This is a genomic window from Nonomuraea fuscirosea (assembly GCF_035917475.1).
GTDB lineage: Bacteria > Actinomycetota > Actinomycetes > Streptosporangiales > Streptosporangiaceae > Nonomuraea > Nonomuraea fuscirosea.
Genome location: NZ_CP109074.1, coordinates 880505 through 904980, shown reverse-complemented (window position 1 = coordinate 904980; position 24476 = coordinate 880505). Strand labels below are relative to the sequence as shown.

At 72.2% G+C, this 24476-nt stretch carries 24 protein-coding genes; 18 read left to right on the top strand and 6 right to left on the bottom strand.

Annotated elements, in window-relative coordinates; all coding sequences use genetic code 11:
- Positions 1–26 precede the first annotated feature (26 nt).
- The 4 genes from OIE67_RS04080 (at position 27) to OIE67_RS04065 (ending at position 3225) form a co-directional block, all read left to right on the top strand.
- Entirely contained in the window at positions 27–491 is a 465-nt protein-coding gene (locus OIE67_RS04080; protein ID WP_106238909.1) for a hypothetical protein, read from the top strand.
- 131 nt (positions 492–622) lie between these two features.
- Positions 623–814 (top strand): hypothetical protein, encoded by a 192-nt coding sequence (locus OIE67_RS04075; RefSeq protein ID WP_326636784.1) that lies wholly within the window; start codon positions 623–625, stop codon positions 812–814.
- Between the two features lie 72 nt (positions 815–886).
- Positions 887–1981 (top strand): TOMM precursor leader peptide-binding protein, encoded by a 1095-nt coding sequence (locus tag OIE67_RS04070; RefSeq protein ID WP_326636783.1) that lies wholly within the window; start codon positions 887–889, stop codon positions 1979–1981.
- Positions 1978–3225 carry a PqqD family protein gene (locus tag OIE67_RS04065; RefSeq protein ID WP_326636782.1) on the top strand — a complete coding sequence of 416 codons (1248 nt, stop codon included), beginning with the start codon at positions 1978–1980 and terminating at the stop codon, positions 3223–3225. Before OIE67_RS04070 ends, OIE67_RS04065 begins: the two co-directional genes overlap by 4 nt.
- Here OIE67_RS04065 and OIE67_RS04060 read toward each other — a convergent pair.
- Positions 3220–3654, bottom strand: a complete 435-nt coding sequence (locus OIE67_RS04060; protein WP_326636781.1) for an HIT family protein — start codon at positions 3652–3654, stop codon at positions 3220–3222. The two genes, OIE67_RS04065 and OIE67_RS04060, sit on opposite strands and share 6 nt — an antisense overlap.
- A 125-nt stretch (positions 3655–3779) precedes the next feature.
- Between OIE67_RS04060 and OIE67_RS04055 the strand changes: the two genes are divergently transcribed.
- The 5 genes from OIE67_RS04055 (at position 3780) to OIE67_RS04035 (ending at position 10434) form a co-directional block, all read left to right on the top strand.
- Positions 3780–7484 (top strand): nSTAND1 domain-containing NTPase, encoded by a 3705-nt coding sequence (locus OIE67_RS04055; RefSeq protein ID WP_326636780.1) that lies wholly within the window; start codon positions 3780–3782, stop codon positions 7482–7484.
- Between the two features lie 252 nt (positions 7485–7736).
- Positions 7737–7904, top strand: coding sequence for a hypothetical protein (locus tag OIE67_RS04050; protein WP_326636779.1), 168 nt, complete (start codon positions 7737–7739; stop codon positions 7902–7904).
- Positions 7905–7920: 16 nt separating this feature from the next.
- Positions 7921–8043, top strand: a complete 123-nt coding sequence (locus OIE67_RS04045; protein WP_326636778.1) for a hypothetical protein — start codon at positions 7921–7923, stop codon at positions 8041–8043.
- A 10-nt stretch (positions 8044–8053) separates the two neighbouring features.
- The gene (locus OIE67_RS04040; protein WP_106238919.1) at positions 8054–8584 is read left to right on the top strand and encodes a TlpA family protein disulfide reductase; all 531 of its coding nucleotides are present in this window, start codon (positions 8054–8056) and stop codon (positions 8582–8584) included.
- Positions 8581–10434, top strand: coding sequence for an ABC transporter ATP-binding protein (locus tag OIE67_RS04035; protein WP_326636775.1), 1854 nt, complete (start codon positions 8581–8583; stop codon positions 10432–10434). Before OIE67_RS04040 ends, OIE67_RS04035 begins: the two co-directional genes overlap by 4 nt.
- Here the strand turns inward: OIE67_RS04035 and OIE67_RS04030 are convergent.
- Together OIE67_RS04030 and OIE67_RS04025 are read right to left on the bottom strand one after the other, a co-directional pair.
- Positions 10395–10886 carry a S26 family signal peptidase gene (locus OIE67_RS04030; protein ID WP_326636773.1) on the bottom strand — a complete coding sequence of 164 codons (492 nt, stop codon included), beginning with the start codon at positions 10884–10886 and terminating at the stop codon, positions 10395–10397. The genes OIE67_RS04035 and OIE67_RS04030 overlap by 40 nt on opposite strands.
- Before the next feature lie 28 nt (positions 10887–10914).
- Positions 10915–11121 carry a hypothetical protein gene (locus tag OIE67_RS04025; protein WP_326636771.1) on the bottom strand — a complete coding sequence of 69 codons (207 nt, stop codon included), beginning with the start codon at positions 11119–11121 and terminating at the stop codon, positions 10915–10917.
- Between the two features lie 9 nt (positions 11122–11130).
- Between OIE67_RS04025 and OIE67_RS04020 the strand changes: the two genes are divergently transcribed.
- The 6 genes from OIE67_RS04020 (at position 11131) to OIE67_RS03995 (ending at position 18159) form a co-directional block, all read left to right on the top strand.
- Positions 11131–11364 carry a proprotein convertase P-domain-containing protein gene (locus OIE67_RS04020; protein WP_326636769.1) on the top strand — a complete coding sequence of 78 codons (234 nt, stop codon included), beginning with the start codon at positions 11131–11133 and terminating at the stop codon, positions 11362–11364.
- 260 nt (positions 11365–11624) lie between these two features.
- Positions 11625–12524 (top strand): LysR family transcriptional regulator, encoded by a 900-nt coding sequence (locus OIE67_RS04015; RefSeq protein ID WP_326636767.1) that lies wholly within the window; start codon positions 11625–11627, stop codon positions 12522–12524.
- A 95-nt stretch (positions 12525–12619) separates the two neighbouring features.
- Entirely contained in the window at positions 12620–13633 is a 1014-nt protein-coding gene (locus OIE67_RS04010; protein WP_326636765.1) for a phosphoglycerate dehydrogenase, read from the top strand.
- A 247-nt stretch (positions 13634–13880) separates the two neighbouring features.
- The gene (locus tag OIE67_RS04005; protein ID WP_326636763.1) at positions 13881–16448 is read left to right on the top strand and encodes an insecticidal delta-endotoxin Cry8Ea1 family protein; all 2568 of its coding nucleotides are present in this window, start codon (positions 13881–13883) and stop codon (positions 16446–16448) included.
- A 122-nt stretch (positions 16449–16570) separates the two neighbouring features.
- Positions 16571–17413, top strand: coding sequence for a molybdate ABC transporter substrate-binding protein (modA, locus tag OIE67_RS04000; protein WP_326645203.1), 843 nt, complete (start codon positions 16571–16573; stop codon positions 17411–17413).
- Positions 17414–17757: 344 nt separating this feature from the next.
- Positions 17758–18159 (top strand): cold-shock protein, encoded by a 402-nt coding sequence (locus OIE67_RS03995; RefSeq protein ID WP_326636761.1) that lies wholly within the window; start codon positions 17758–17760, stop codon positions 18157–18159.
- 239 nt (positions 18160–18398) lie between these two features.
- Here OIE67_RS03995 and OIE67_RS03990 read toward each other — a convergent pair whose 3' ends face one another.
- Both OIE67_RS03990 and OIE67_RS03985 read right to left on the bottom strand, forming a co-directional pair.
- A complete protein-coding gene (locus tag OIE67_RS03990; protein ID WP_326636760.1) occupies positions 18399–18605 on the bottom strand; it encodes a hypothetical protein in 207 nt (68 codons plus the stop codon).
- A 334-nt stretch (positions 18606–18939) separates the two neighbouring features.
- Positions 18940–19572, bottom strand: a complete 633-nt coding sequence (locus OIE67_RS03985; protein ID WP_326636758.1) for a TetR/AcrR family transcriptional regulator C-terminal domain-containing protein — start codon at positions 19570–19572, stop codon at positions 18940–18942.
- 69 nt (positions 19573–19641) lie between these two features.
- Here OIE67_RS03985 and OIE67_RS03980 point away from each other — a divergent pair, with 69 nt between their 5' ends.
- From OIE67_RS03980 to OIE67_RS03970, 3 genes are read left to right on the top strand one after another with little or no spacing between them, the layout of a single operon-like run.
- Positions 19642–20598: a hypothetical protein gene (locus tag OIE67_RS03980; protein WP_326636756.1), complete on the top strand. Its 957-nt coding sequence runs from the start codon at positions 19642–19644 to the stop codon at positions 20596–20598.
- Positions 20599–20633: 35 nt separating this feature from the next.
- Entirely contained in the window at positions 20634–21824 is a 1191-nt protein-coding gene (locus OIE67_RS03975) for an FAD-dependent monooxygenase (protein WP_326636754.1), read from the top strand.
- Positions 21821–22321 carry a GNAT family N-acetyltransferase gene (locus OIE67_RS03970; RefSeq protein WP_326636752.1) on the top strand — a complete coding sequence of 167 codons (501 nt, stop codon included), beginning with the start codon at positions 21821–21823 and terminating at the stop codon, positions 22319–22321. Before OIE67_RS03975 ends, OIE67_RS03970 begins: the two co-directional genes overlap by 4 nt.
- Here OIE67_RS03970 and OIE67_RS03965 read toward each other — a convergent pair.
- Complete coding sequence (locus tag OIE67_RS03965) at positions 22302–24464, bottom strand: hypothetical protein (protein WP_326636750.1); 2163 nt, start codon at positions 24462–24464, stop codon at positions 22302–22304. The two genes, OIE67_RS03970 and OIE67_RS03965, sit on opposite strands and share 20 nt — an antisense overlap.
- Between the last annotated feature and the right edge of the window lie 12 nt (positions 24465–24476).

Below are 24476 nucleotides of genomic sequence, written 5' to 3'. Positions count from 1 at the left end.
GTCCCGCGACCCCGAAGGAGCCGCGCATGACCGCCGACCCGACGATGGCCCGGATCGCCCAGGGCGTGGAGCTGAACCACCAGCAGGGCCGGCGCGACGACGCCCGTGAGTTGTTCGCGCGGATCTGGGACGACATCGGCGGCGAGCAGGGCGACCCGCTGCACGTCTGCGTCCTCGCCCACTCGATGGCCGACGTGCAGGACGACGTGGGCGAGGAGCTGATGTGGGATCTGCGGGCCCTCGCCGCCGTCGGCTCGATCACGGACGAGCGGGTGGCCCAGGCCGGGGTCCCGCTCTCGGTGGCCGGCCTGTATCCGTCGTTGCACCTCAACCTGACCGAGTGCTACCGCAAGCTGGGCGATCTCGACCGCGCCCGTGAGCATCTGCGGCAGGCGCGGGACGGGATCGGCGCGCTCGGCGACGACGACTACGGCCGGCTCATCAAGGGCGGCCTGGAGCAACTGGCCGCCCAACTGGACGAGACCGTCTGACCGTAAGCCTGGGCGGGCAGGCGGCCGGTCCCGCGGAGGAGGCCTCACTCAGCGCTGAGCCGCCTGTCACTTCGGGGGCTGTCGTCCGAAAAATACGGCATTGACGTCCATATCACGCGAGTGTCAGGATCTTGCTCACAAGAGTGGCGAGTGGGACTCACGTTGTTGCGCGTGTCCTTCGCCGGTCGTCGTTCGGGGAATCTCCCCGGCTTGAGGTCGAGAGCGAGGAGATGTCGATGGAGAAGAAGAAGAAGCTCGAAGTCAAGATCAGGAAGCTCGAGAAGATCGAGACCACCATCAACCGCGGCGGACAGAGCGGTTGACCTACTGACCTACGGAACCGGCCGGATCTTGTCCGGCCGGTTCCGCTTTTCCTGCGAAGAAGGAGGTGACGAGTGCGTCTGCCCAGGGTCAAACGCGTTCACCAGCCGTTCCTGCTGCCGGGCAATCGCATCGTCATCGGACTGTCCCAGTACGGGGTGGCCTCCGAGATAGCCGACGACGACGAGGGCAGCATCGCCGCGATCGTGGCCCTCATGGACGGCACCCGGACGGTCGACCAGATCTGCGCCGACTTCACCGAGACCCGTCCCGACGTGGACGACGACAGCGTGCGCGAGGTCGTCGCCGACCTGATCGAGAGCGGCTTCATCGAGGACGCGGGAGCGCCCGTGCCGGCCAACCTCACCGAGCGCGACCTCGCCCGGCACGAATCGGCACGCCACTTCTTCAGCTGGATCGACACCTCGCCGCGTACGTCGCCCCACGAGGTCCAGTCCAAGATCAAGGCGGCCCGGGTGAGCCTGCTCGGCGTGGGCGGCACCGGATCGGCCGTGGCGGCGGGACTGGTGGCGAGCGGCATCGGAGCGCTGCGGATCGCCGACTTCGACCGCGTCGAAGAGTCGAACCTGACCCGTCAGCTCCTGTACGCCGAGTCGGACGTGGGCGAGCCCAAGGTCGAACAGGCCGTCGCCCGGCTGCGGGCGATGAACGGCGCGGTGGCGGTGACCGGCGGCGACACCAAGGTGACCGGCCCCGGCGACGTCGTGGAGCTGATGAGCGGCTGCGACCTGTTCGTCCTGTGCGCGGACGAGCCGCATCCGGAGATCGTCGAGTGGACCAACGAAGCCGCCCTGCGGACCGGCACCCCGTGGTTCATGAGCCTCTACACCGGGCCGATGGTCGTCGTGGGCTCGTTCGTGCCAGGAGAGACCGGCTGCTGGGCCTGCCTGGACCGGCAGGAGGAGGCGCGTAAGGAGAAGGAGCTCGGGCGGCTGCTGCCCGAGTCACGGCCGAACGCGGTGGTCGCGGCCAGCGCGAACATCAGCGGCCACCTCTGTGCGCTGGAAGTGCTGTACCAGCTCGGCGGCCTGCCGGCGCAGACCCGCGGCAGGGTCTTCCACTGGAACATGGCCGTCTGGGACCACCAGTACTTCATCGACGTCCCGCGCGACGACGACTGCCCGCTGTGCGGGCCGGGGGCCGGGTGAGCGTCCCGGCGGCCGAGGTCGGCGCGGGCAGCGTCGTACGCCTGCACCCGCTCGTCGTCCGTCCCGACGACGACGACCCGGACATGATCGTGGCCGGCCGCCCGGACCTCGGCGAGTTCGTCGAGCTGCCCGCGGTGTGCGGAGAGGTGATCCGGCTGCTCGGCGAGGGGCGTCCGGTCGCGGACGTCGAAGCCGCCATCGCCGACGAGCACGACGTCGAGCTGGACGTGGCCGACTTCGTGGAGTCGCTCGCCGACCTCGAGTTCGTGGCCGAGATCGACGGGCTGCCGCTGCCGGGGACCGCGCCGAAGGCCGCCCACTTCCCCGGCATCACCGAGCGGCACGTACGGTGGCTCTTCGCCGGGCCCGTCAGGCTGGTCTGGCTCGCCGTCGTCGCGGCCGCGGCGCTGACCGTCGTCGTGCGGCCGGAGCTGTTCCCCCATCACCGTGACTTCTTCTGGAGCGAGTACACCGGGCTCTCCGTGCTGGTCAACACGGCCTTCTTCTCCGTACTCGCGAGCGTGCACGAGATGATGCACCTGCTGGCGGCGCGTTCGCTCGGTGCTCCGGCACGCATCGCGTTCGGCACCCGTCTGCACTACCTCGTGGTGCAGACCGACGTCACCGCCATCTGGGGGGTGCCCCGCAGGCACCGCTACCGCGTGTACCTGGCCGGGATGGCCTCCGACCTCTTCCTCATCGCCACGATGCTGCTGGCCGTGGCGTACCTGCCGGTGCCGGGCTTCGCCGATGCGCTGCTGCGGGCCTTCATCCTGACCGCGCTGCTGTCCCTGCCCCTCCAGGCCCAGATCTACATGCGCACCGACCTCTACTTCGTGCTGCGCGACCTGCTCCGGTGCAAGGACCTGTTCGGGGACGGGCTCCGCTACGTCCGGTACCTGCTCGCCCGGGCCGGCACCCCGTTCAGGAGGCCCGCCTCGCCGGTGACCGACCCCACCGGCGAGCTGGCCCCGCACGAGCGGCGTGCCGTACGGATCTACGCCGTCGCCCTCGCCCTGGGTGGTTCCGTCACGCTGACGGTCTTCGCCTTCTACGGCGGCCCGATCATCGTCAACGGGCTGGTCCACGCGTTCGCCGCCGTCTGGGACGGTCTGCACGGCGGGCCCGCGGTCGCCGCGGTCGACGCCGCGCTGCTCATCCTGGTCGAGGGCGGCATCCAGGTGATGTTCCTGGTGACGTTCATCAGGACGCGCCGCCCGTGGCTCCGCCGATCGAGGTCATGACTCGTCCGGCCGCCGTTCCGCCGCGGTCCTGATCCGGTCGGCCACCGGCGTCAGCGACGACAGCGGCAGCTCGCGGTGCGTCCACGCCTGCCGGAGGTCGTCGGGGGCGTAGCGGGGCACCAGGTGCAGGTGGAAGTGGAACACGCTCTGCCAGGCCGTGGCGCCGGTGGCGTGCCAGATGTTCATCCCGCCCGGTTCCAGCGCGCGCCGCAGCAGATCGGCGGTGTGTACGGCGCCGCGCATCAGCAGGCCGGCCCGGTCCGGACCGATGTCGGTCAGGTCGCGGCAGTGCTCACGGGGGACGACCAGGGTGTGGCCGCGGGTCGCCTGGGAGATGTCGAGGAAGGCGACCACGTGCTCGTCGGAGTAGACGATCTCCGCGGGGACCTCTCCGGCGACGATGCCGCAGAACGTACAGGTGCCGGTCATGTCGGGTCATTCCTCCCATTCGGTGACGCCAGCCATCGGGAAATACGGCCATACCGCTACAAGTGTAATGATCTTGCCCTGGAGTACCCTTGCCCAGTCGCTCGACGTAGCCTTATGGTCACCGTATGGGGTCGGCGCGGGACGGACATGACGTCCATCTCACGGCTCACGCCTCGGGAGACGCCGTCGTCCACCAGGCCGCGCGTGACCAGCACTTCCACTACGGCGACGGGGTTCGAGAACGGCGGCGGGGCACGGCCGCCGGGCAGGAGTGCCCCTACCCCGGACTGGCCGCCTTCGGTCGGGATCAGGCCCGGTGGTTCTTCGGGCGGGACGAGGTGGTCGCGGAGCTGATCGACCGGCTCGACGGGCGGCTGGAGCGGGGCGGGCCGCAACTGGTGGTGGCTCCCTCCGGGGCGGGGAAGTCGTCGTTGCTGCGGGCCGGGCTGGTGCCCCGGCTGGAGGCGGGGGCGCTGCCCGGGTCGGCGGCGTGGGCCGTGCTGACCCTGACGCCCGGAGCCGATCCGCTGCGGGCGCTGGCCGCGGCGATCCGCACGCGTACCGGCGGATCAGTCGATGAGGTGGCCGAGGCGCTGGCCGCCGATCCGGGGAGCGGCGCTCGGTTGTCGCGCGCGGCCGGCCCGCCGGGGCGGACGGTGCTGATCGTCGACCAGTTCGAGGAGGTCTTCACGCTGTGCGGCGCGGAGTCGCGGCGGGCGGCGTTCATCGAGGCGCTGGACCGCCTGGCCGGGCCGGGGCAGGCGCTGGTGGTGGCCGGGCTGCGGGCCGACTTCTATCCGGCCTGCGCCGGGTACGCGGCGCTGCGGCGGGCGTCGCAGGACCGGCAGCTGCTGCTCGGGGCCATGAGCGCGGATCAGGTACGCGAGGCGATCCGCTATCCGGCGCAGGAGGCCGGGCTGGAGGTCGAGCCGGGGCTGACCGAGCTGTTGCTGCGCGACCTCGGAGTCTGCGGCGGCGGCCTGGGCGAGGGGTACGAGGCCGGACGGCTGCCGCTGCTCGCGCACGCGCTGCGGGCCACCTGGCAGCAGCGCCACGGCTCGGCCCTGACCGTGGCGGGTTACCGCGACACCGGCACCATCCACCGGGCCATCGCCACCAGCGCCGAACTCGTGCACACGGCCCTCGACCCCGACGCCCGGCGGGCGGCGCGGCCGCTGTTCCTGCGCCTGGTCAAGCTCGGCGACCACAGCGAGGACACCCGCCGCCCGCTGTCCAGGGCCGACGTGGCAGACGGCTCGGCCGTGGCCGCGCTGACGGCCTTCACCGACGCCCGGCTGATCACCCAGGACGCGGGCACGATCCGCATCACGCACGAGGCGCTGCTGCGCGAATGGCCCCGGCTGCGCGGCTGGCTCGGCGACGACCGGGCCGACGGCCTGCTCCGCCAGGACCTGGAGGACACGGCCGCCGCCTGGAAGCGAGCCCGCCACGACGGATCCCTGCTGTATCGGGGCAACCGCCTGGAAACCGCCCGCACCTGGGCCGCCGAGCGAAGCGCCCAGGAAGGCGATGGGCTGAGCCCGGACGGGCGGGACTTCCTGACCGCGTCGGTCCGGGCGTGGCGGCGGGCGCGGCGGCTGCGTACCGGCGTCACCGCCGTGCTGACCGCGCTCACCGTGCTCGCCGGCGCCGCCGCCGTGTTCGCCTCCGTGCAGCGGAGCGAGGCGGTACGCCAGCGCGACACCGCGCTCTACCAGCGCATCCTGGCCGAGTCCGACCGGAGCGCCGGCACCGATCTGGCGTTGTCCGCGCAACTGGCGCTGCTCGCCCACCGCAGGCGCCCGCCAGGACAACCGGCCGGCGACACCTACACGCGCCTGCTCGCCACCCAGCACGTCCCGCTGCCTGCGCAGCTCGCGGGGCACGGCGGCGACGTCAACCAGGTGGTGTTCGGCCCGGAAGGGAAGTTCCTGGTCAGCGCGGGCGGCGACGGCACGGTACGCCTGTGGGACGTGGCCCGGCGCGCAGGCCGGACGCTCACCGGGCACTCCGGGCCGGTCTACTCGGTGGCGATCGACCGCGCGGGCACGACCGTGGCGAGCGCGGGCGAGGGGGGCGAGGTCCGGCTGTGGGACGTGACCGACCCCGCCAAGCCCGCGGCCCGGGGCATCCTGACCACCGGCTCGGCCGAGGACGTGAACCACGTGACGTTGAGCCCGGACGGCCGGACGCTGGCCGCCGCAAGCGGGAACGCGGGCACGATGTGGCTGTGGGACACCACCCGTCCTGACCGCGCCGGGCGCAGACTCCAGCGCCACGACGCCGCCGTCCTCATGGTCGCCTTCAGCCCGGACGGCCGCGCCATGGCCAGCTCGGACGGGGACGGTGTGGTGAGAATGTGGGACGTGCCCACCACCGGCCGGCCCATCGTGCGTGTCCAGCGGCGGATCGGCTCCGGCGGCGTGCCGGTCAACGCCCTGGCGTTCAGCCCGGACGGCAGGCTCCTGGTCACCAGCGGCGTCGACCGTGCCGTCAGGGTGTGGGACGTGGCCGTGCCCGGCCGGATCGAGCCGCGCGCCAACCCGGTCCCCGGCCACGCCGGCACCGTCCGAGCGCTGGCCTTCAGCCCCGACGGCCACACCCTCGCCAGCAGCGGCGACGACCAGACGATCCGGCTGTGGGACCTGACCTCGCCCTTCTGGCCCATCCAGCGCGGACGTCCGCTCACCGGGCACCGGGACAACGTATGGGGCCTGGCGTTCAGCCCCGACGGCACGACTCTGGCCGGCGGCGGCGACGATGACGTCATCCGCCTGTGGCACCTGCCCGCCGGGCAGGTCTCCGCGCACGCGGGCGGCGTCACCACGACGGTCTTCCGCCCGGACGGCCGCATCCTGGCCAGCGGCGGCGGCGACAGCATGGTGCGGCTGTGGGACGTGACCGGCTCCAACGGTCTGCGCCCGCGCGGCACCGCGGGTCACACCGGCTACGTCTACGCGGTCGCGTTCAGCCCGGACGGACGCACGCTGGCCGGCGCCGCCGGCCGTGCCGTCAGATTGTGGGACGTGACCGACCCCGACCATCCCGCCTCCCGCGGCCCGCCGCTGCGCGGCCACACCGGCACCGTGCGCGCGGTGGCCTTCAGCCCCGGCGGCCACACTCTGGCGAGCGCGGACGCGGCCGGTGTGGTGAGAATGTGGGACGTCACCGATCCGGACCGTCCCGCGCTGCGCGGCCGTCCGCTGCCGAGCCGTCCGCTGCCGGGATACGCCGGGTACGTCCACGGGCTGGCGTTCAGCCGCGACGGCACGACTCTGGCCGCCGCCACCCGCGACAAGTCGGTGCGGCTGTGGGACGTGCGCGATCCCGGCCGTCCCGTCGAGCGCGAGCGGCTGGTGACCGGCCACACCGGGAGCGTCCGCGCGGTGGCGTTCAGCCCGGACGGGCGGACCCTGGCCAGTTCGGGCGAGGACCGGCAGGTGCGCCTCTGGGACCTGACCGGCCGCACGGCGAGCCGCCGCCTCACCGGGCACGCCGGGGCGGTCTACTCGGTGGCGTTCAGCCCCGACGGCCGGACGCTGGCCGACGCGGGCGCCGACGGCTCGGCCCGGCTGTACGACGTCCGCGATCCGGCGCGTCCCTCCGTGCTCGGCGGCCCGCTCACCGCGCACATCGACAACGTCATGTCGGTGGCGTTCAGCCCGGACGGCACCAGGCTGGTCACCGGCGGCAACGACTACGTACTGTCACTGTGGGACCTCGACGAGACACGGGCCGCCCGCCGGATCTGCGCCCTCACCGCGCTCACCCGGCAGGAATGGCGGGACCACGTCGGCGCGGACCTCCCGTACGACCCACCCTGCGGCTGACTCGCCGCACCGCTTCTGCCCCCGCGTGCGTACATCGGCGCCGAAAACCCGTCAACGGCGGTAGCTGCCGAAATAACAGTATCCCGCATGGGGATTTGTATCATTTTTTTCGGATCTTGGACCGGCATAAGTTGCAGGCGCCAACGGGCGAAGATCGCCGGCTCCGGCGCAGCGGCGAGCGGACGACGTGCTCTGCGCTCGACGGCGTCCGGCGTCAGCGACCTCCCGACACGGCTCGACAGAGGAGATTTCATGATCCGTTCTCTTGGCAAGCTGGGTGACCGGCTGCTCGACAAACTGCTGCCCACGACCACCGCCGCCGCGGACACCTGCTGGGACGAGACCAAGTTCGTCGGCTACACCATCCGCAGGACGTGCTGCATCGCCGCCGGATACACCGCCTGCACCCCCTGGCGCTGATCGAGATCGTCGCCGAGTGATCGCCGTCGCGCTGCCGGCGATCCGGCACCCGGCACCGGCCGGTTTCCGGCCGGCCGGAGCCGCGCGCGCCGGCCTGTACGCCGGGCCGCCGCCCGCCCCCTGGCGGGCCGGCCCGTGAAGGGATTCCGATGCCGTATCTCGTCGCCGCCGTGGTCCTCGTCGGGGCCCTGTGCGCGGTGAACCTGCTGCTGACGCTGGCGGTCATCCGCCGCCTGCGCGAGCACTCGGCCCGGCTCGACGCCGACCGGCCGGCCAGGCCGCCCCTCGTGACCGCCGGCACCGCACTGCCCGAGTTCGCCTCCGCCGCCTCCGACGGCACGGAGCTGTCACGGGAGTTCTTCACCGGGCCGACCCTGGTGGGGATGTTCTCCACCACCTGCTCGGCCTGCCACGAGCGGCTGCCCGAGTTCACCGCCAAGGCCCGGTCCCTGGGGCCCGGCCGCGCGCTCGCGGTGGTCGTGGACGACCAGCGGGACGCCGGTGCGTTCGCCGCCGCCCTGACCCCGGTGGCCACCCTGGCCGTCGAGCCGCCGGACGGGCCGCTGGCCAAGGCGTTCCAGGTGACGTTCTTCCCGGCCTTCTACCTCGTGGACGACCGCGCGGTGATCACCGCCGCGGCGCTCACCCCGGACGAGCTGCCGCTGCCGGCGCACACGTGAGGGATCCGCGGGGCCCGGCGGGAGAGACCGGCGCGGGCTCCCTGTTCCGCCGCGGACGGGTGGCGGCCGAGCTGGCCTGGCGGGCGCGACCGGCCGCCGTGCTGGGCTCGCTGGCGCTGGTGCTGCTCATGGGGGCGGCGCCGGTGGCGACCGCCTGGCTGACCAAGCTGGTCATCGACCGGCTGGCGAACGGCGAAGGCGGCCTGCTCCCCGTCGCCGCCGCCCTCGGCGTGGCTGGCCTGGCCCTGGTCGTCCTGCCGCACGTCTCCGAATACCTCAACGGGCAACTGCACCGGGGATTGCAGCGGCTGGTCTACGACCGGCTGTTCCTGGCCGTCAACGCCGACCCCGGCCTCAGCCGTTTCGAGAACCCCTCCTTCCACGACGAGCTGCGGCTGGCCCACGAAGCCGGCCAGAACGCCCCGCAGCAGATCGTCGGCTCGTCCCTGGCGATCTGCCAGGGCGTCCTGACGCTGCTCGGGTTCGTCGTGACGCTGACCGTGCTCAGCCCCGTCATGGTCGTGATCGTCATCGCCGCCGCGCTGCCGTCGGCCCGGGTGCAGCTCGCGCTGAGCCGCCGCAGGGCCCGCACCCTGTGGGGCGTCAGCTCCAACACCCGCCGCCAGCTCTTCTACGGCGCCCTGCTGACCAGCCCGGACGCGGCCAAGGAGGTACGGCTGTTCCGGCTGGGCGACTTCCTGCGCACCCGGATGCTCACGGAGCTGGAGACGGTCAACGAGGCCGAGCGCGATCTCGACTGGCGGACGCTGCGCAGCCAGGGACTGCTGTCGCTGCTGGGCGCCGCCGTCGCGGCCGGCGGCCTGTTCTGGGCCGTGCTGACCGCCGCGTCGGGCGGTCTGAGCGTCGGGGACGTCTCCGTGTTCGTCGCCGCCGTCGCCGGCGTGCAGACGGCCCTGACCGCGATCGTCAGCCGGTGGGCCGGCGCGCACAACGCGCTGCTGATGTTCGGCCACTACGTCGGCGTCGTCCAGGCCGAGCCCGGCCTCCCGGTGGCCGCGCGGCCTTCCGCGCTGCCCGCGTTGCGCGCCGGCATCGAGCTGCGTGACGTGTGGTTCCGCTACGACGACGAGCACCCCTGGGTGCTGCGCGGCGTGGACCTGTTCATCCCGCACGGCCAGGCCGTGGCGCTGGTCGGCCTGAACGGGGCGGGCAAGAGCACCTTGGTCAAGCTGCTCTGCCGCCTGTACGACCCGGTCCGCGGCTCGATCCTCTGGGACGGCGTGGACCTGCGCGAGGCGCACCCCGACGATCTACGGGCCCGGATCGGCGTGGTGTTCCAGGACTACATGACCTACGACCTCACCGCCGCCGAGAACATCATGCTGGGCGACCTGGCCGGCAGCGCCGATCCCGAGGCCGTCAGGGCCGCCGCCCGCCGGGCCGGGATCCACGACACGCTCGACGCGCTGCCCAGGGGCTACGACACGCTGCTCAGCCGGATCTTCTTCGGCGAGGGCGACGAGCGGCAGGCGGGCGTGACGCTGTCGGGCGGGCAGTGGCAGCGGCTGGCGCTGGCCCGCGCGCTGATGCGGCACCAGCGCGATCTGCTCATCCTCGACGAGCCCAGCTCCGGTCTGGACGCGGAGGCCGAGCACGCCGTCCACCAGGGCATGCGCCGGCACCGGGCGGGCCGCACCAGCGTGCTGATCTCGCACCGGCTGGGCGCCCTGCGCGACGCGGACCTCATCGTCGTGCTGAGCGACGGGAAGATCTCAGAACGCGGTACGCACGACGAGCTCATGGCCAAGGGCGAGCAGTACGCGCGCCTGTTCAGGCTCCAGGCCAGCGGCTACGAGCCGGCGCCCGAGCCCTCCGCCGCGTCCGGCTGAGGTGGTGCCGGGGAGAGCCGGCGGACGACCACGCCCAGGATCCGGTCCGCCGGCAGGTAACCCCAGTGCCGCGAGTCGGCGCTGCTCGTGCCGTCGCCGATGACGACCAGCCGCCCCTCGGGGACGAGATCGCCCTCTTTCGCGTCCGCCGCGGGCGCGACCGAGAGCGGCACCGGGTCGCCGGGCAGGGCGCTCACCCGCTTGATGACCCACTTCGCCGCGTCAGGGGCGGACAGCGGGCCGGTGCGCCACCGGCCCTCCAGCGCCGACTCGAAGACCACCACCTGGCCCCGCCTGAGCTTCGACCCGGCCACGCGGCGGATCAGCACCCGGTCTCCTGGGCGGTACACCGGCAGCATGCTCGGCCCGGTCACCTGGACGATCACCAGCCGGCGCCGGGCGAAGACGAGAGCGCCGGCGATCACCGCGAGCGAGATCACCACGTACCACACGGACTCACCCTAAACCGTCAGCCGGGAGCTATCCGTTCCGTGCGGGAGTCATCGCGTCCAGGCCGGTGAGCGCGTCGGCCTCGCGCACGTTGTTCAGCTGCTCGAACAGCGTCAGCGCCTGCCGCCTGGCCTGCCCGGCCGCGCCCGCCTGTGCCCCGGCGGTGAGGAGGAGGGCACCGGAGCGGCCGACGCCGACCAGGGCCCCTGCGCGGTCGCCCCGCTCGACTGCGCCCACGGCACGCACGTGGCGGGCATCGCCGCCGGGAACGACGGCTACAACGACGCCGTCGCCGCTCCGGCCTGCGTCTCCTCCGGCATCACCGTGCGCAGCACCACCGACGACGACGGCGAGGGGATCTCGAAGGTCTTCTGGGTGGACGCGCGGAAGTTCCCCGCCAACGGCACCTGGAAGCTGCGGATCAAGGACGTCACCGCCGGCGACGTCGGAACCCCGAGGAGCTGGTGGCTCAAGTTCTGACCCGCCGGCGCCCCGGCCGCCGGCCCGGCGATCGGGGCGTCCGGGCTATGAGAGCTCGCGCTTGCGGATCTTGCTCGCACGGCGTCGGGCGTCCAGTCGATCTCCTCCCAGCTCGACGGCTTGACCAGGGCGGGAACCGTGGGGATGAGGATGAGACCGGCGACCGCCGAGATCCTCATGGCGATGCTAGGTGGGGCTCTTGGCCGCCGCGGGGGAAGGTAGGCTTTCGCGGCAGGAAAGACGCGTGGCGGAGGTCGGCCGTGCCGGAGTCTGTGGACGACCTGAGGTTCTTCACGGTCGTGGCCGCGAGCGAGACGCTGACAGCGGCCGCCCGCGGGCTGGGGTGCTCCCTTCCCGTGGTGAGCAAGCGGCTCGCCGCGATGGAGCAGCGCCTCGGCGTACGGCTCATCCGGCGGGGCACCCGCAGACTGGTGCTCACCTCCGAGGGAGCCGCGCTCGCGAAGGGCATCGGCCCGATCCTCACCGACGTGCAGCGGCTGGAGGAGGAGATCTCCGGCGGCTCGGGTGACCTGCGCGGGACGCTCGTCGTGGAGTCGACGCTCGGGATCGGACGGGCGCACATCGGCCCGCTGCTGGGCGAGTTCGGCGCGCGGCATCCGCAGCTGGCCATCCGGCTCACCACGACGCCCCTTCCGGTGAGCCCGCACCGGCGCGACTTCGACGTGGCGATCCATGTGGGCCCGCTGCACGACTCGACCCTGCGGATGCGGCGGCTCGCGCGGAACCGGCGCGTGGTGTGCGCGTCCCCGGCGTACGTCCGCGAGCACGGCGCGCCGGCGACGGTGCATGAGCTGGCCGGCCACAACTGCATCCTGCTCCGCGAGAACCACGGCGACTACGCGCTGTGGCGCTTCGGCGAGGGCTCGGAGGAGTTCCGGGTCCGGGTCGCCGGCACGCTGTCCAGCGACGACGGCGACGTCGTGACCGGGTGGGCGCTGGAGGGCCGCGGGCTCATCATGCGTTCCACCTGGCAGGTGGCCCCGTTGCTGAAGGACGGGCGGCTCGTCCGGGTGCTGGCGGACGTGCCCACCCCGAACGCGGACGTGTACGCCCTGCACGCGCCCGCCGACCACGTGCCCGCCCGGGTGACGGCGGTGCTCGACTTCCTCGGCGAACGGCTGCCCGAGCGACTCGCCTGAAAGGTCATCTTTCGCCGCCGGGACTTATCCCGCCGCGGCCACCGCCGTTACGGTGCTGCGAGTACCACCCCGACGGAGAAGCGAGTGCCCGGCCGATGTCCCTCATCCTCATCACCACCGACTACCTCAAGCCCGGCGATCCGGTCGACGTGTACCTGAAGGAGCAGGGACACGAGACGGTGCACGCGCCGCTGCGCGGGCGGCGCGACCCCGACGAGCTGGTCCGGCTGCTCGACGGTGTCGAGGGCGCGCTCATCGCCAACGAGCCCATGACGGCCGGCGTCCTCGCCGCGGCGCCGGCCCTGAAGGCCGTGGTGCGGTCGGGCGTGGGCTACGACTCGGTCGACGTCGCCGCCGCCTCCGAGCTGGGCATCCTGGTCAGCAACCTGCCGGGCATCAACGCGAACGCCGTCGCGGAGTTCACGATGGGCGCGATCCTGGCGGCGTCGAGGCGCCTGGTCGAGCTGGCCTCCGGCGTCGCCGCGGGCGGCTGGCCCCGTACGGACGGGCACGAGCTGCGCGGGTCGACCCTCGGCCTGATCGGGTTCGGCGCGGCGGCCCGTGCCGTGGTGCCGCTGGCCCGCGCGTTCGGGATGACCGTGCTGTGCCGCACCGCCGTCGAGCCCGGTCCCGGCCTGCCCGCCACTGATGTCGAGTTCGTCGACCTCGACACCCTGCTCACGCGCTCGGACGTCGTCTCGATCCACACCGCCCTGACCCCCGCCACCCGCCACCTGATCGACGCCGGGGCGCTGCGCCTGATGAAGCCGGGCGCGCTGCTCGTCAACACCGCGCGCGGCGCGATCGTCGACGAGAACGCCCTGGCCGCGGCCGTCCGCGACGGGGTCATCGCCGGAGCCGCCCTCGACGTGTGCGAGGTCGAGCCGCTGCCGGCCGACAGCGTGCTGCGCGGTGTCCGGGGCATCACGGTCTACTCGCACATGGCCGGCCAGACGGTGGAGGCACGCGCGGCCGCCGGGCGGGAGGCCGCGGTCGAACTCGTCAACGCCCTGTCCGGCAGGCCGGCGTTCCGCGTCAACGACCCCTCGGCGCACCGGTTCCGCGTGACGCTGGACGACCCCGCGGGCCGTACCCGAGCAGCGCGCTGACGGCCACGCCGGGCGGCGAAGCCCGCGGGGCCCGGCTTTTCCCGTCCGGATCCACAGCGTCCGATTTTTGGTTCCGCATTCGGCCGGGCGCGTTTGCCCGGATCGCCGGACGGAAGGAATCGACTGCTGGTGTCGGCCGGCCTCATGCCGGCGTTCGATTCACGGGGAAATGGTGGCCATGAGCTGGCAGGGCAATATGCAGTGCATTGTCATGAACAATACGGGTGGCCCCATCACGAATGTCAGCGTGGCACACACCTGGAATGCGACCCAGTCGGTCTCGGTGGGAGAACTGGCGCAGGGCGACGTCATTCTCACGCCCTTCTCCATCGAGACGGGGAGCGGCGGGAGCGACCTCTGGACGATTTCCTGCGTCGACGCGAGCGGCGAGAACTGGGTCCGGTCCGGCAAGCAGTGCGACATCGAGGAGGAGGACTTCGACAGCGGCGAGGCGGTACGCGTCACGTTCGGCCCGTTCACCGACGGCTGGAGCGTGATCATGCCGGTGAGCAGTTCGTGCACCGACAACTACTACGCCGACAACGGCCCGGCCCGGCTCGATGACGGTCTTCCGTACAGCGCCATGGCGGAGATCATCGTCGCCACGGCGCTGGGTTTCGTCCCCGAGTCCGGAAACCTCCTCAGCGGCCTGGTGTACCTGTTCTGGCAGCCGGCGCTGTCCGGGGTCAGCCCGTGGACGCAGATCTGCCAGCAGACCGCGCAGATGATCGACCAGAAGATCGAGCAGAACATTTACCAGAATGTCGCGGACACGCTCACCGGACTGCAGAACGACATCACCGACTACGTGCAGGCGGCGGCCACGACACCGCCGGACAACTCCGTCACCGCAGGTTACTGGATAACCACGGACGCCCTTTTCGACAATGAGCTGCCCAGCTTTCAGCAGGGCGGCTACGAGGTCAATCTGCTGCCGCTCTTCGCCCAGGCGGCCAATCTCCACCTGGTCCTGCTCCGCGACGGCGTCCTGTTCGGCCCGAGCTGGGGCTGGGACGAATCCTGGATGCAGAAAGTCCAGACGAAACTGACGGACAAGACGAAAAGTTATACGGACTACGCGAACAAGTACTGTCAGCAGGGATACGAGCAGATCACGAAGTCCACGACGCGGGACGACCACGCATGCGAGCCCTTCGCGTCCGTCAACCGGTACGTGCGCCTGATGACCCTCGGCGTGACGGACTTTCTCCAGGTGTGGCCGTACCTGGATCCCACGAAATACCCCGATCCGGTCACGCCGTACCTCGATCGGGAGATCTACTCCGACCCGCAGGGCAGCTGCGACAACAGCGGCCCCATCGAGCTCGCCTCGCCCCCGACCCTGCCGATCGCCCAGATCGCCGTCTGGGGCGGAGATCGCATCGACGCGGCGCAACTGACCTACCCCGGTGGCGGCGGTCCGGGAGGCGTGACGCAGACGCCCCGCATGGGAGCCGCCGGAGGAGGCAGCCCGCAACCTCCGCGCGGCGGCGTCTTCGACCTGACGAACTCCAGCCAGGTCGTCGTCGCCGAGGGCCTGTCCGGCGACGTCGTGAACGCGCTGTCGTTCACCTTCGCCGACGGCACGGCGACGGACCAGCTCGGCGGGGGCTATCCGGGGGGCGGCTCGTTCAGCTTCTCGTATCCGGGCGAGTACATGTCGCGCCTGCACGTCAACGGCGTCAGTGACTATTACGGCACCGCGGACTGCGTGGTCTTCGGCTTCAAATATCACAGCTTCGGGCAGCTCATGTCGATCACGTGGGACGGCACCGCCTGGTCGGCCGACAACCCCGTCGGCGGCATCGCCACCTCGGCCGCTCCCGCGCTGGGCACGTTCAACGGGTCTCTCTACTGCCTCTATCAGGGCGATCTGGACGCGTCCCTGCGCTACACCGTCTTCGACGGCACGAGCTGGTCGGCCGAGCAGCAGGTGCCCGGGGCCGGCCTCACCGCCTCGCCCGCCGTGACCGAGTTCGACGGGCGGCTGTACGTCGCCCACCAGGGCGCCGGCCCCGACTACGCGCTGTGGTGCTCCGTCTTCGACGGCACCTCGTGGCAGGCCGACACGAACGTCCCGCAGGTGGGCCTCACCGCGGGCCCCAGCCTCGCGGTCTACGACGGCTCGCTCTACTGCTTCCATCAAGGAGCGGGCATGGGCGACCTGGGACAGCTGTGGTACATCCGCAACGACGGGTCGGCGTGGCAGCATCCCGACACGCGGATCTCCGGCGTGCGCATGACGGGACGGCCCAGCGCCGTCGTGTACGAAGATCAGCTTTACTGCTTCTACCAGGGCGCCGGTTCCGGCCAGTCGGGCGGTGACGGGCACCTGTGGTACGTCCGGTTCGACGGCGGCGCATGGTCGTCGCCCCAGCAGGTGAGCGACGTGGGGATCACCGGCTCACCCGAGGCCGTCGTCTATGACGGCGCGATCTGCGTGCTGCACAAGGGCTGGGAGAACATGCCGGGCGCGCCGCTCTGGTACTCGGTGTTCGACGGGAACACCTGGCAGCCCGACGCCCAGCTGCCGAACGCCTCGGGCGCGTCGGGCCCCGCCGCGGCGGTCCTCGGCGACGTCCTCTACTGCCTGTACCAGAGTCCTGGCCAGGCGCCGAGCCTGGACGCCGCGCGCGTCCGCTACATCTCCGCCCCGAACCCGGTGGAGCTCGACCGGCTCGCGGGCCTGCCCGGCTTCCGCCTCCAGCCGGCCCAGCTGAGCGACCTGGCCACCCGCGAGAACTGGGCCGGCCTGCGCGCCGACTACTGGAGCACCGTCAACGCCCGCCGTCGCCCCCGGCCGACGGAAGGGTGATCACGGACGGCTGATGGCCTTGTCTCGCGGATGCGATGGCAGAATGGTCGATGAGGCCGCCTCTGCGGGTGACAAATGGTGTTCACCCTCGAAAGTGCGCCGTGTATGGTGAGTGCGTGACGATGCTCCGGATCAGTGCGGCCACGGCGTCGATCGGAGGCGGCACCGTCCGCCGGCGGAGGTTCCGATGGGCGATGGCCCTGCCCGTCGCGCTGGCGCTCGCGGGCCTGTCCGGGTGCGGCTCCGGCGCGCCCGCCACGTCCGCCGCCGGGTCCGCGTCCGCTCCGGGCGCGGCCACGGAGGTGACGGTGTTCGCTGCGGCCTCGCTGACCGGGACGTTCACCGAGCTCGGCAAGGTCTTCGAGGCCGCGCATCCGGGCACGGCGGTGCGGTTCAACTTCGGCTCCAGCGCGACCCTGGCGCAGCAGATCGTCCAGGGCGCGCCGGCCGACGTCTTCGCCGCCGCCAGCCCGGCCACGATGAAGACCGTCACCGACGCGTCCCTGGCGGCCGCGCCGGTCACGTTCGTACGGAACCGGCTGCAGATCGCCATCCCCGCCGCCAACCCGGCCGGGGTGGACGAGCTGAAGGACCTCGCCGATCCGAAGGTGAAGGTCGCGCTCTGCGCCGAGCAGGTGCCGTGCGGCGCGGCGGCGGCGAAGGCGCTGACCGCGGCCGGGCTGGCGGTCCGGCCGGTCACTCTGGAACAGGACGTCAAGGCCACGCTGACCAAGGTCGAGCTGGGCGAGGTGGACGCCGCCCTGGTCTACAGGACGGACGTGATCGCCTCCGGCGGCAAGGTGGGCGGGATCGACTTCCCCGAGGCCGGGCAGGCGGTCAACGACTATCCGATCGCGGCCCTGGCGAAGGCCCCCGCCGGTGGGACGGCCGGGGAGTTCGTGCAGCTGGTGCTGTCTCCGCAGGGAGCGGACGTGCTGACCAAGGCCGGTTTCGAAGCTCCCTGACGGCAGGTCCCCGACGACAGCTCCCTGACGTCAGCTCCCTGACGACCTCTCGCCGACTCGGCTCGAAGCCCGGGCGGCCGCCTCTCACGCCGATCTGCTGGACGTGAGGCCGCGCGGCCGTCGGATCGGCCGCGGGTTCCGTCCCCGGCGTCGGCTTCGGCATGATTCCAGAGTGCCCCCGGACCGGGCCGGGCGGGAGCCGTGATGACGAACGCGTTAGCCGCGATCACGCCTCTGCCCGGAACGGTCATTCCCGTCAGCCGGCCCGGTGGCTCTATGTTGTGGAGCGAGGTATCGGACATGGGGTCCGAGGTTTGGGGGTTGTGGTGGTTTCTGGACGAGTGGTGAAGTTCGACGCGGCGCGGGGCTACGGCTTCATCGCGCCCGACGGTGGCGGCGAGGACGTCTTCCTGCACGTCAACGACATGCTGATGCCCGAGTCCGAGGTGCGGGCCGGGCTCGCGGTGGTGTTCGAGGTCGAGGAGGGCGACAAGGGGCCGAAGGCGTGGCGGGTGCGGCCGGCGGAGACCTCGGCGGCCCCGGTGATGACCGCTCCCCCGCGCGTCGCCGCCGCGCACGGGGACGATGACGAGTCCCTGTGCGACGTGCTCGACGCGGACGAGTACCTGCGGGAGGTGACGGAGCTCCTGCTCAGCCAGGCGCCGTCGCTCACCGGCGCGCAGATCGTGCAGATCCGTACCGGGCTGCTGCAGTTCGCCAAGAATCACGGGTGGGCCGAGGGCTGAGCGACGACGCGGAGGGCGGGCGCCGGCGATCGGCGCCCGCCCTCCGTGCACGCCCGGGAAACCGCCCGGTAACGATCTCCATGCCATGATCATCGAACATCGATTCAGCCGAGAGCGGCACCTCGCCCAGCAGTCCGGGCGCGAAGTGCGTCCGGGCGACTCAAAGCCCTGCTGGGCGCCGAGTCCATCCGATGGGTTCCAGCGACAGCAACTGGCGCACTGAGCTGAGACGCGCAGGGTCACCCGACTCGCTTGCTCCCCTTGTCCGTCAGTGACGCCAGGTGCACCGCCACGCCGAAGGTGGTGAACCCCTCCCTGGCCGCCCGGGTGAACTCCATGATCACCGCGTCGGACGGGTGGTCCTTGACGAGAACGTCATAGGCGGCGAATCCGTGGTCGCGGATGGCGGCGAGGACCACGTCCGTGTTCAGCTCAGCGTGTGCCACGATCTCCTCCAGCAGGTCACCTTGCCTTTACAGTCCCACCAACTGCCGCGGCTGTCACCATCGAGAACCTCCGATCTTCCCCGCGCTCGCAAGTGATCGTCAATCGCCTCTCAATCCGGGCCACCTAATGTGCGGACATGCCCAACATCGGTATTTACGAACTGGTCTTCGTCTTCATCATCCCCGTGGCGGTGCTCTGGATCGTCATCTACACCGCCGTACGGGCGGCGCTCCGCCACAGCAAGTGACACCTCGGTAGACAGGCCGGGCGCCCGCGTCGCGCCGCGGGCGCCCGGCATGACGGCCGGGCCGGGCCGTCAGCGCAACCGGGCCGTCACCGCAGGCGGGCGGCCAGACCGTCGAGGACGACGCCGAGCTGCCGTTCGAACCTCCGATCACCGTCGTCGCGAAGATGCCCCGCGGCCTTGACCAGCTCGGCGCCCTCCCCCAGCCAGGCGTCCCGCCCGGCGAGCGAGTACCGGTCCGGATCGCCGCCGGGCTGACCGCGTTCCTGCTCCTCGATCACGAAGCCGACCACGAACGCGGTGACCAGGTCGAGGGTGTCGTCCGCCTCGGCCAGCGAGAACCCGGCCGAGGTCAGGCGTTCGAGCCAGCGTTCCTTCGCCTTGACCACGTCGGGGTCGGAGAAGCGGGTGCCGCTGAAGACGCGCGCCCCGTCGCGGTGCCGCAGGTATTCCGAGCGCAGCACCCGGCCGTACGCGGCCACGTCGTCGCGCCAGCCGGCGCCGGGCGCGATCTCCGAGAGGGCGTCCGTGACGCGGCGCATGACGAACGTGCTCATCTCGTCGAGCAGTTCCTGCTTGTTGCGGACGTGCCAGTAGAGCGCGGGGGCTCCCACGCCGAGCCGGGACGCGAGCGCCCGGACGGTCAGCGCGTCCATGCCCTTGTCATCGAGCAGGTCGAGGGCCGCCGCCACGATCCGCTCCCGAGTGATGCCCTTCGCCACAGTTGACACCTTAACAAAGTTCAGGCACGGTTGGTGACGTCCGAATTGAACTTAGTTCAGGAGCGTGTCATGCGTGCTGCCGTCGTCAACTCCGCACAGGCGACCCCCGTCTGCGCGGACTTCCCCGCCCCGGAGCCCCAGCCGGGCCGGGCTCCGCTGAGCCTCGTGGGCGCGGGTCTGCACCACGTCGTCCGAGGCATGGCCACCGGCCGCCACTATCGCGGCGGCAAGGCGTTCCCCCTGGTCCCCGGCGTGGACGCGGTGGCCAGGGCCGAGGACGGGCGGCTGGTCTACACGGGCCTCGCCCGGTCGCCCTGGGGCACGATGGCCGAGTCGATGGTCACCCCGTTCGAGGTGGACCTGCCCGCTGGGGCCGACCCCCTCGCCGTCGCCGCGGGCATGAACCCCGCCTCGGCGGGCTGGATGCCGCTGGTCGCCCACCGCAAGGAGGCGGGCGAGCTCGGGACCGTGCTGGTGCTCGGGGCGACCGGCATGTCGGGCGGCCTGGCCGTACGGGCGGCGCTGGCTCTCGGCGCGACACAGGTCGTCGCGGCCGGGCGCGACCGTGAGGCGCTGGACCGGCTGAGCGGCCTCGGCGCCGTCACCGTCCCGCTCGCGGACCCGGCCTCCGATGCCGGAAGAGCCGCTCTCACCACCGCGGTCGCCGAGGCGCGGCCCGGGCTCATCCTCGACTTCGTGTGGGGCCCCGTGGCCGAGGCGGCGTTCGCCGCGCTGGGCGGCATCCGCCCGTACGACGGCGAAACGACGTCGTACGTGCAGATCGGCTCGCTCGCCGGCACCGAGGCGGCGCTGCCCGCGGACCTCCTGCGCAGCCGGCGGATCCGGATCACCGGCAGCGGCATGGGCTCGGTCTCCAAGGCCGAGATGATCGTCGAGTTCCCAGAGATGATCGCCCGGTTCGCCGACGGCACCTTCGACGCGCCGTACACCACCTACCCGCTCAGCCGCGTCGGCGAGGCGTGGGCGCACCAGGGGCGCACCCGCGCGGTCGTCGTCCCCGGCTGACCACGCCGCACCTACCGGAGAAAGGACGGCACATCATGCCGAAACGCGCATTGGTGGTCGGGCTCGGCATCGCCGGCATGGCCGCGGCGATCGGGCTGCGGCAGGCCGGATGGCAGCCGGTCATCGTGGAGAAGGCCCCGGATCGCCGCAGGGGCGGCTACTTCGTCGGCCTCATGCCCGAAGGCAGACAGGCCGCCGCCGACCTCGGCATCCGCGACCACCTGCACACCCGCAACCCGCCCGGCGGCGGGAAGGCCTGGTCGCTGAACCGGCACGGGAACCTTGAGCCGGGCCTGGGGTTCCTGCACCAGCCGGGCGACCCGGCGGCGGTGGTCCGCGGCGACATCGAGGCCGCGCTCTGGGAGGGCATCGGCGCGGACGGGGCGGGCGAGCCCGTCCCGGTGCGCTTCGCCACGCGACCCGTCGAGATCGACGACAGCGGAGCGGACGTCCGCGTCCTGCTCGAGGACACCGCCACCGGCGCGTGGCGGCGCGAGAGCTTCGACCTCGTCGTCGGCGCCGACGGAATGCGTTCGCACGTGCGCCGCATGGTCTTCGGCCCGCACGAGAACCACCTGACCGGCTGGAACGCGATGATCTGCGCGTTCCAGCTCAGGGAACAGGTGCCGTCGTTCCAGGAGGCGGACAGCATCATCAGCGCCCGCGCCGGCCGTGGGGCGTGGGTGTTCGGATTCGCCGACCGGCCCCCGACCGCTCTGCTGACCTACCGGACCGAGGACGTCGAGGCGGAGTTCACCGGATCCAGGATCGAGCGGCTGCGCACCGCGTTCTCCGACATGGACGACCCCGTGGTTCGGCACGCCCTGGACTCCCTGGAAGAGACGCCCGACTTCCTGTTCGACTCGGTGCACCAGGTGAAGATGCCCCGGTGGAGCAGCGGCAGGGTCGTGCTCGTGGGCGACGCGGCGTGGTGCCTGAACCTCTACTCGGGCATGGGCGCCACGTTCGCCCTCCGCGGCGGCGCCGACCTCGGCCGGGAGCTGCGCGACCACCCCGTCGACCTCGCCGCCGCGCTGACCGCCTGGGAGTCACGGCTGCGCCCCGCCATCGTCAGGCACCAGCACCTCGCCCGGGTCAAACAGCAGCTGTTCGTGCCGTCGAACCGTCCCGCTGAAGCCGTCCGCTCGGTGGTCGTGCGGCTCGCGTGCACGGTACGGGAGCGCAGGCTGGCCAGGGCCCGGACCACGGAAGGAAGGGCGGCATGACCGTCACCGAGGAGCAGCAGGACCCGTGCCGAGGAAGGAAGAGCAGCGTGACCGTCACCGAGGAGCCGTGGGACGGCGCGGACGGCGTCCGCCTGCGCCAGGCCATGCGGGCCGAACTGGCCGCCCGCTACGACATGCCCGACCAGGAGAGCGAGCCGCCGACCGCGGAGACCATCAGCGTCTTCCTGATCGCCCGCGACCCGGCCGGCGACGCGACCGGCTGCGGCGCGCTGCGCCTGCTGGACGACGGCACGGCCGAGATCAAGCGCATGTACGTGACCCCGGGGGCACGCGGCACCGGCGTGGCGACCCGCGTCCTGCGTGCCCTGGAGGAGCACGCCCGGCGGCACGGGATCGGCACGCTGCTGCTGTCGACCGGCGTGCGGCAGCCCGACGCGATCCGGTTCTACGAGCGTGAGGGGTACCAGCGGATCGACGGCTACGGACCGTACGCCGGCGAACCCCTGGCCAGGTGCTTCACCCTTCAGCTCGGCTGAGCGGGAGATTGAGCGGCGTGGTGACCAGCAACGACCATCTGCCGTCGGAGAAGGACGAGCCGTTGTCGTCCGTCCAGAGGATCACCGGCCGTCCCGCCTGGTCGAGCGCCATGGCCAGGACGTCACCCGGACCGTTGCGCGTGCCGGTCACCGCGGTCCGGGCGCAACGGCCCTCCACGCAGGTGGCGAGCATGACGTATGGGCGGACGGCGTCCTGGTAGGCCACCAGGACGCGCCCCGCCCGATCGATGACCGGCACCGGCGGTGCGTACGACTCCCCGGACAGCGTGACGGTGACGTGCCGCGCACAGTCCCGGGAGCGGCAGTCGACGAATCTGGCCGCCGAATCCCGGATGTCCTGGTACGCCAGCACCGGCCGGCCGTCGGGGCGCACCGCCACCGCCACGGCATGGCGCGGGGTGTCGCGGGTCCGCTCGATCGCCTGCGGCGGCACCGGCCGGGTGACGCGCGGGCGCGCGCAGGCGGGGGCCTCGCAGGAGATCACGTGGATCGCGCCGGTCCTGCTGTCCATCCTCGCCACCACCGGGCCGCCGTGGGCGCCGACCGCGACGGACAGGGTCCTCGACTCGGGGTAGTAGCCTCCCGAGGGGACCCGCGCCACCTTCCGGCTGACCGGGCGCGTACAGGCGGGGTCCGCGCAGAGGATCAGGGAGATCTCGGCGTCGTACCGCCCTCGGCCGCTCTCCACCTGCTCGGCGGTGGCGACGACCAGCCCGCCGTCAGGGCGTGCGGACATGGCCAGCGGCAGGATGCCGGCCACGTCGTGCCGCGAGATGAGGGGTCGGCCGCCCGGCGGCGGGAGGCACGCCTGCTGGTCGCAGATCAGCAGGCCGAGCCGCTTCCAGGTGTCCCACTCGGCGTGGTGCCGCGTCCACGAGGTCAGCACCAGGCGACCGTCCGGCAGCGCGGCCCCGCCGGGGTCGAGACCGAGGTCCTGGTTCGCGCCATGGGCGTGGCGTAAGCGGGCCCGGCGACAGGTGGAGTCGGCGCACGCGAACATCGCGGACGGCTGCTGGAATCCGCCGTGGACCAGCGCGACCAGGCCCGTGCCCGGCCCCGCGTACAGAGCGCGCAGGTCTCCCGCGCGGAGTGCGAAGCCGTCCGTGCCGTCCGCGAACGCGTTCCACCACGCGGCGGTGACGTCCGTCTCGCTGGTCTCCAGCCAGCCGAACGGGTTGGCCGTCGCGACGCCGCCGTGCACGAGGCCGGGCAGGAGAAGCGCGGGCAGCACGAGCGGGAACCGGGCCCGGTGGCGCGGGCCCGTATCGGGCAGGCCGGCCAGGATCCGGTCCAGCTCCCCGGCCGAGACCGGGTCCGGCCGCAGCGCCAGCCGGTGCAGGAACTGGCGGGTGATCACGCTCGCCTGGAAAGCGGTTCCGACCGGCGCCAGTACGCCGCCCGCCAGGCCCGTGGCGTACATCAGCGCCGGGCCGTGCAGCCCCGCCGTGGCCGCGTCCAGGGCCGCGGAGACGCCGCCGGGGATGACGTACACACCGCAGGCGAGGGTGAACACGCTGGACGGCTCATGACCGATCACCAGGTCGTAGCCGCGTCCGACGGCGCCGATCGCGGAGCGGCCCTCCAGCACGATGGCGGGCACGGCCAGCAGCGCCGGCATGGTGAACAGCGCCAGCCCCACGAACACGATCACCGCCGGAACGGCGCTTCCCGTCACCGTCAACGCCGCGTACGCAGCGGCCACCACCAGCCCGAACACGAGCACGGCCAGCAGCACGAGCAGCATCATGGAGGGCAGCCGGCGCAAGGACACCCCCAGCGCCCCGCGCGCGGACACGGGCCGCCCGCCCGCCTGCAGGCTCGCCGCGATCAGCACGGTCGCGGGGAACACCACGGCCTGCGCCACGGTGAACGCCACCAGCACCGCCGCACCCGACACGAGCAGCTGACCCGGCTCGGCGCCGTAGCTCTCCAGCTCGCCGTTCCGCACCACGGCCGACCCGCTGAGCAGCGGCAACAGCGCCAACGCGGTGATCAGGCCCAGCGGCGCGAACACCACCACGGCCGGCGCCACCAGCGGCACCAGCTGCCTGAGGGCATCCAAAGAGGCGCGCCCGACGACGAACGGCCGCCCCAGCCGCGCCCGGGCATCCACGGTCTCCACAGACCGCACTGT

Bases quoted from the DNA above. Each gene is read 5' to 3' on its own strand.
- OIE67_RS04080 (WP_106238909.1), top strand. From the start codon at position 27: ATGACCGCCGACCCGACGATGGCCCGGATCGCCCAGGGCGTGGAGCTG.
- OIE67_RS04060 (WP_326636781.1), bottom strand. From the start codon at position 3,654: ATGACCGGCACCTGTACGTTCTGCGGCATCGTCGCCGGAGAGGTCCCC.
- OIE67_RS04055 (WP_326636780.1), top strand. From the start codon at position 3,780: ATGGGGTCGGCGCGGGACGGACATGACGTCCATCTCACGGCTCACGCC.
- OIE67_RS04050 (WP_326636779.1), top strand. From the start codon at position 7,737: ATGATCCGTTCTCTTGGCAAGCTGGGTGACCGGCTGCTCGACAAACTG.
- OIE67_RS04040 (WP_106238919.1), top strand. From the start codon at position 8,054: ATGCCGTATCTCGTCGCCGCCGTGGTCCTCGTCGGGGCCCTGTGCGCG.
- OIE67_RS04010 (WP_326636765.1), top strand. From the start codon at position 12,620: ATGTCCCTCATCCTCATCACCACCGACTACCTCAAGCCCGGCGATCCG.
- modA (WP_326645203.1), top strand. From the start codon at position 16,571: ATGCTCCGGATCAGTGCGGCCACGGCGTCGATCGGAGGCGGCACCGTC.
- OIE67_RS03980 (WP_326636756.1), top strand. From the start codon at position 19,642: ATGCGTGCTGCCGTCGTCAACTCCGCACAGGCGACCCCCGTCTGCGCG.
- OIE67_RS03975 (WP_326636754.1), top strand. From the start codon at position 20,634: ATGCCGAAACGCGCATTGGTGGTCGGGCTCGGCATCGCCGGCATGGCC.
- OIE67_RS03970 (WP_326636752.1), top strand. From the start codon at position 21,821: ATGACCGTCACCGAGGAGCAGCAGGACCCGTGCCGAGGAAGGAAGAGC.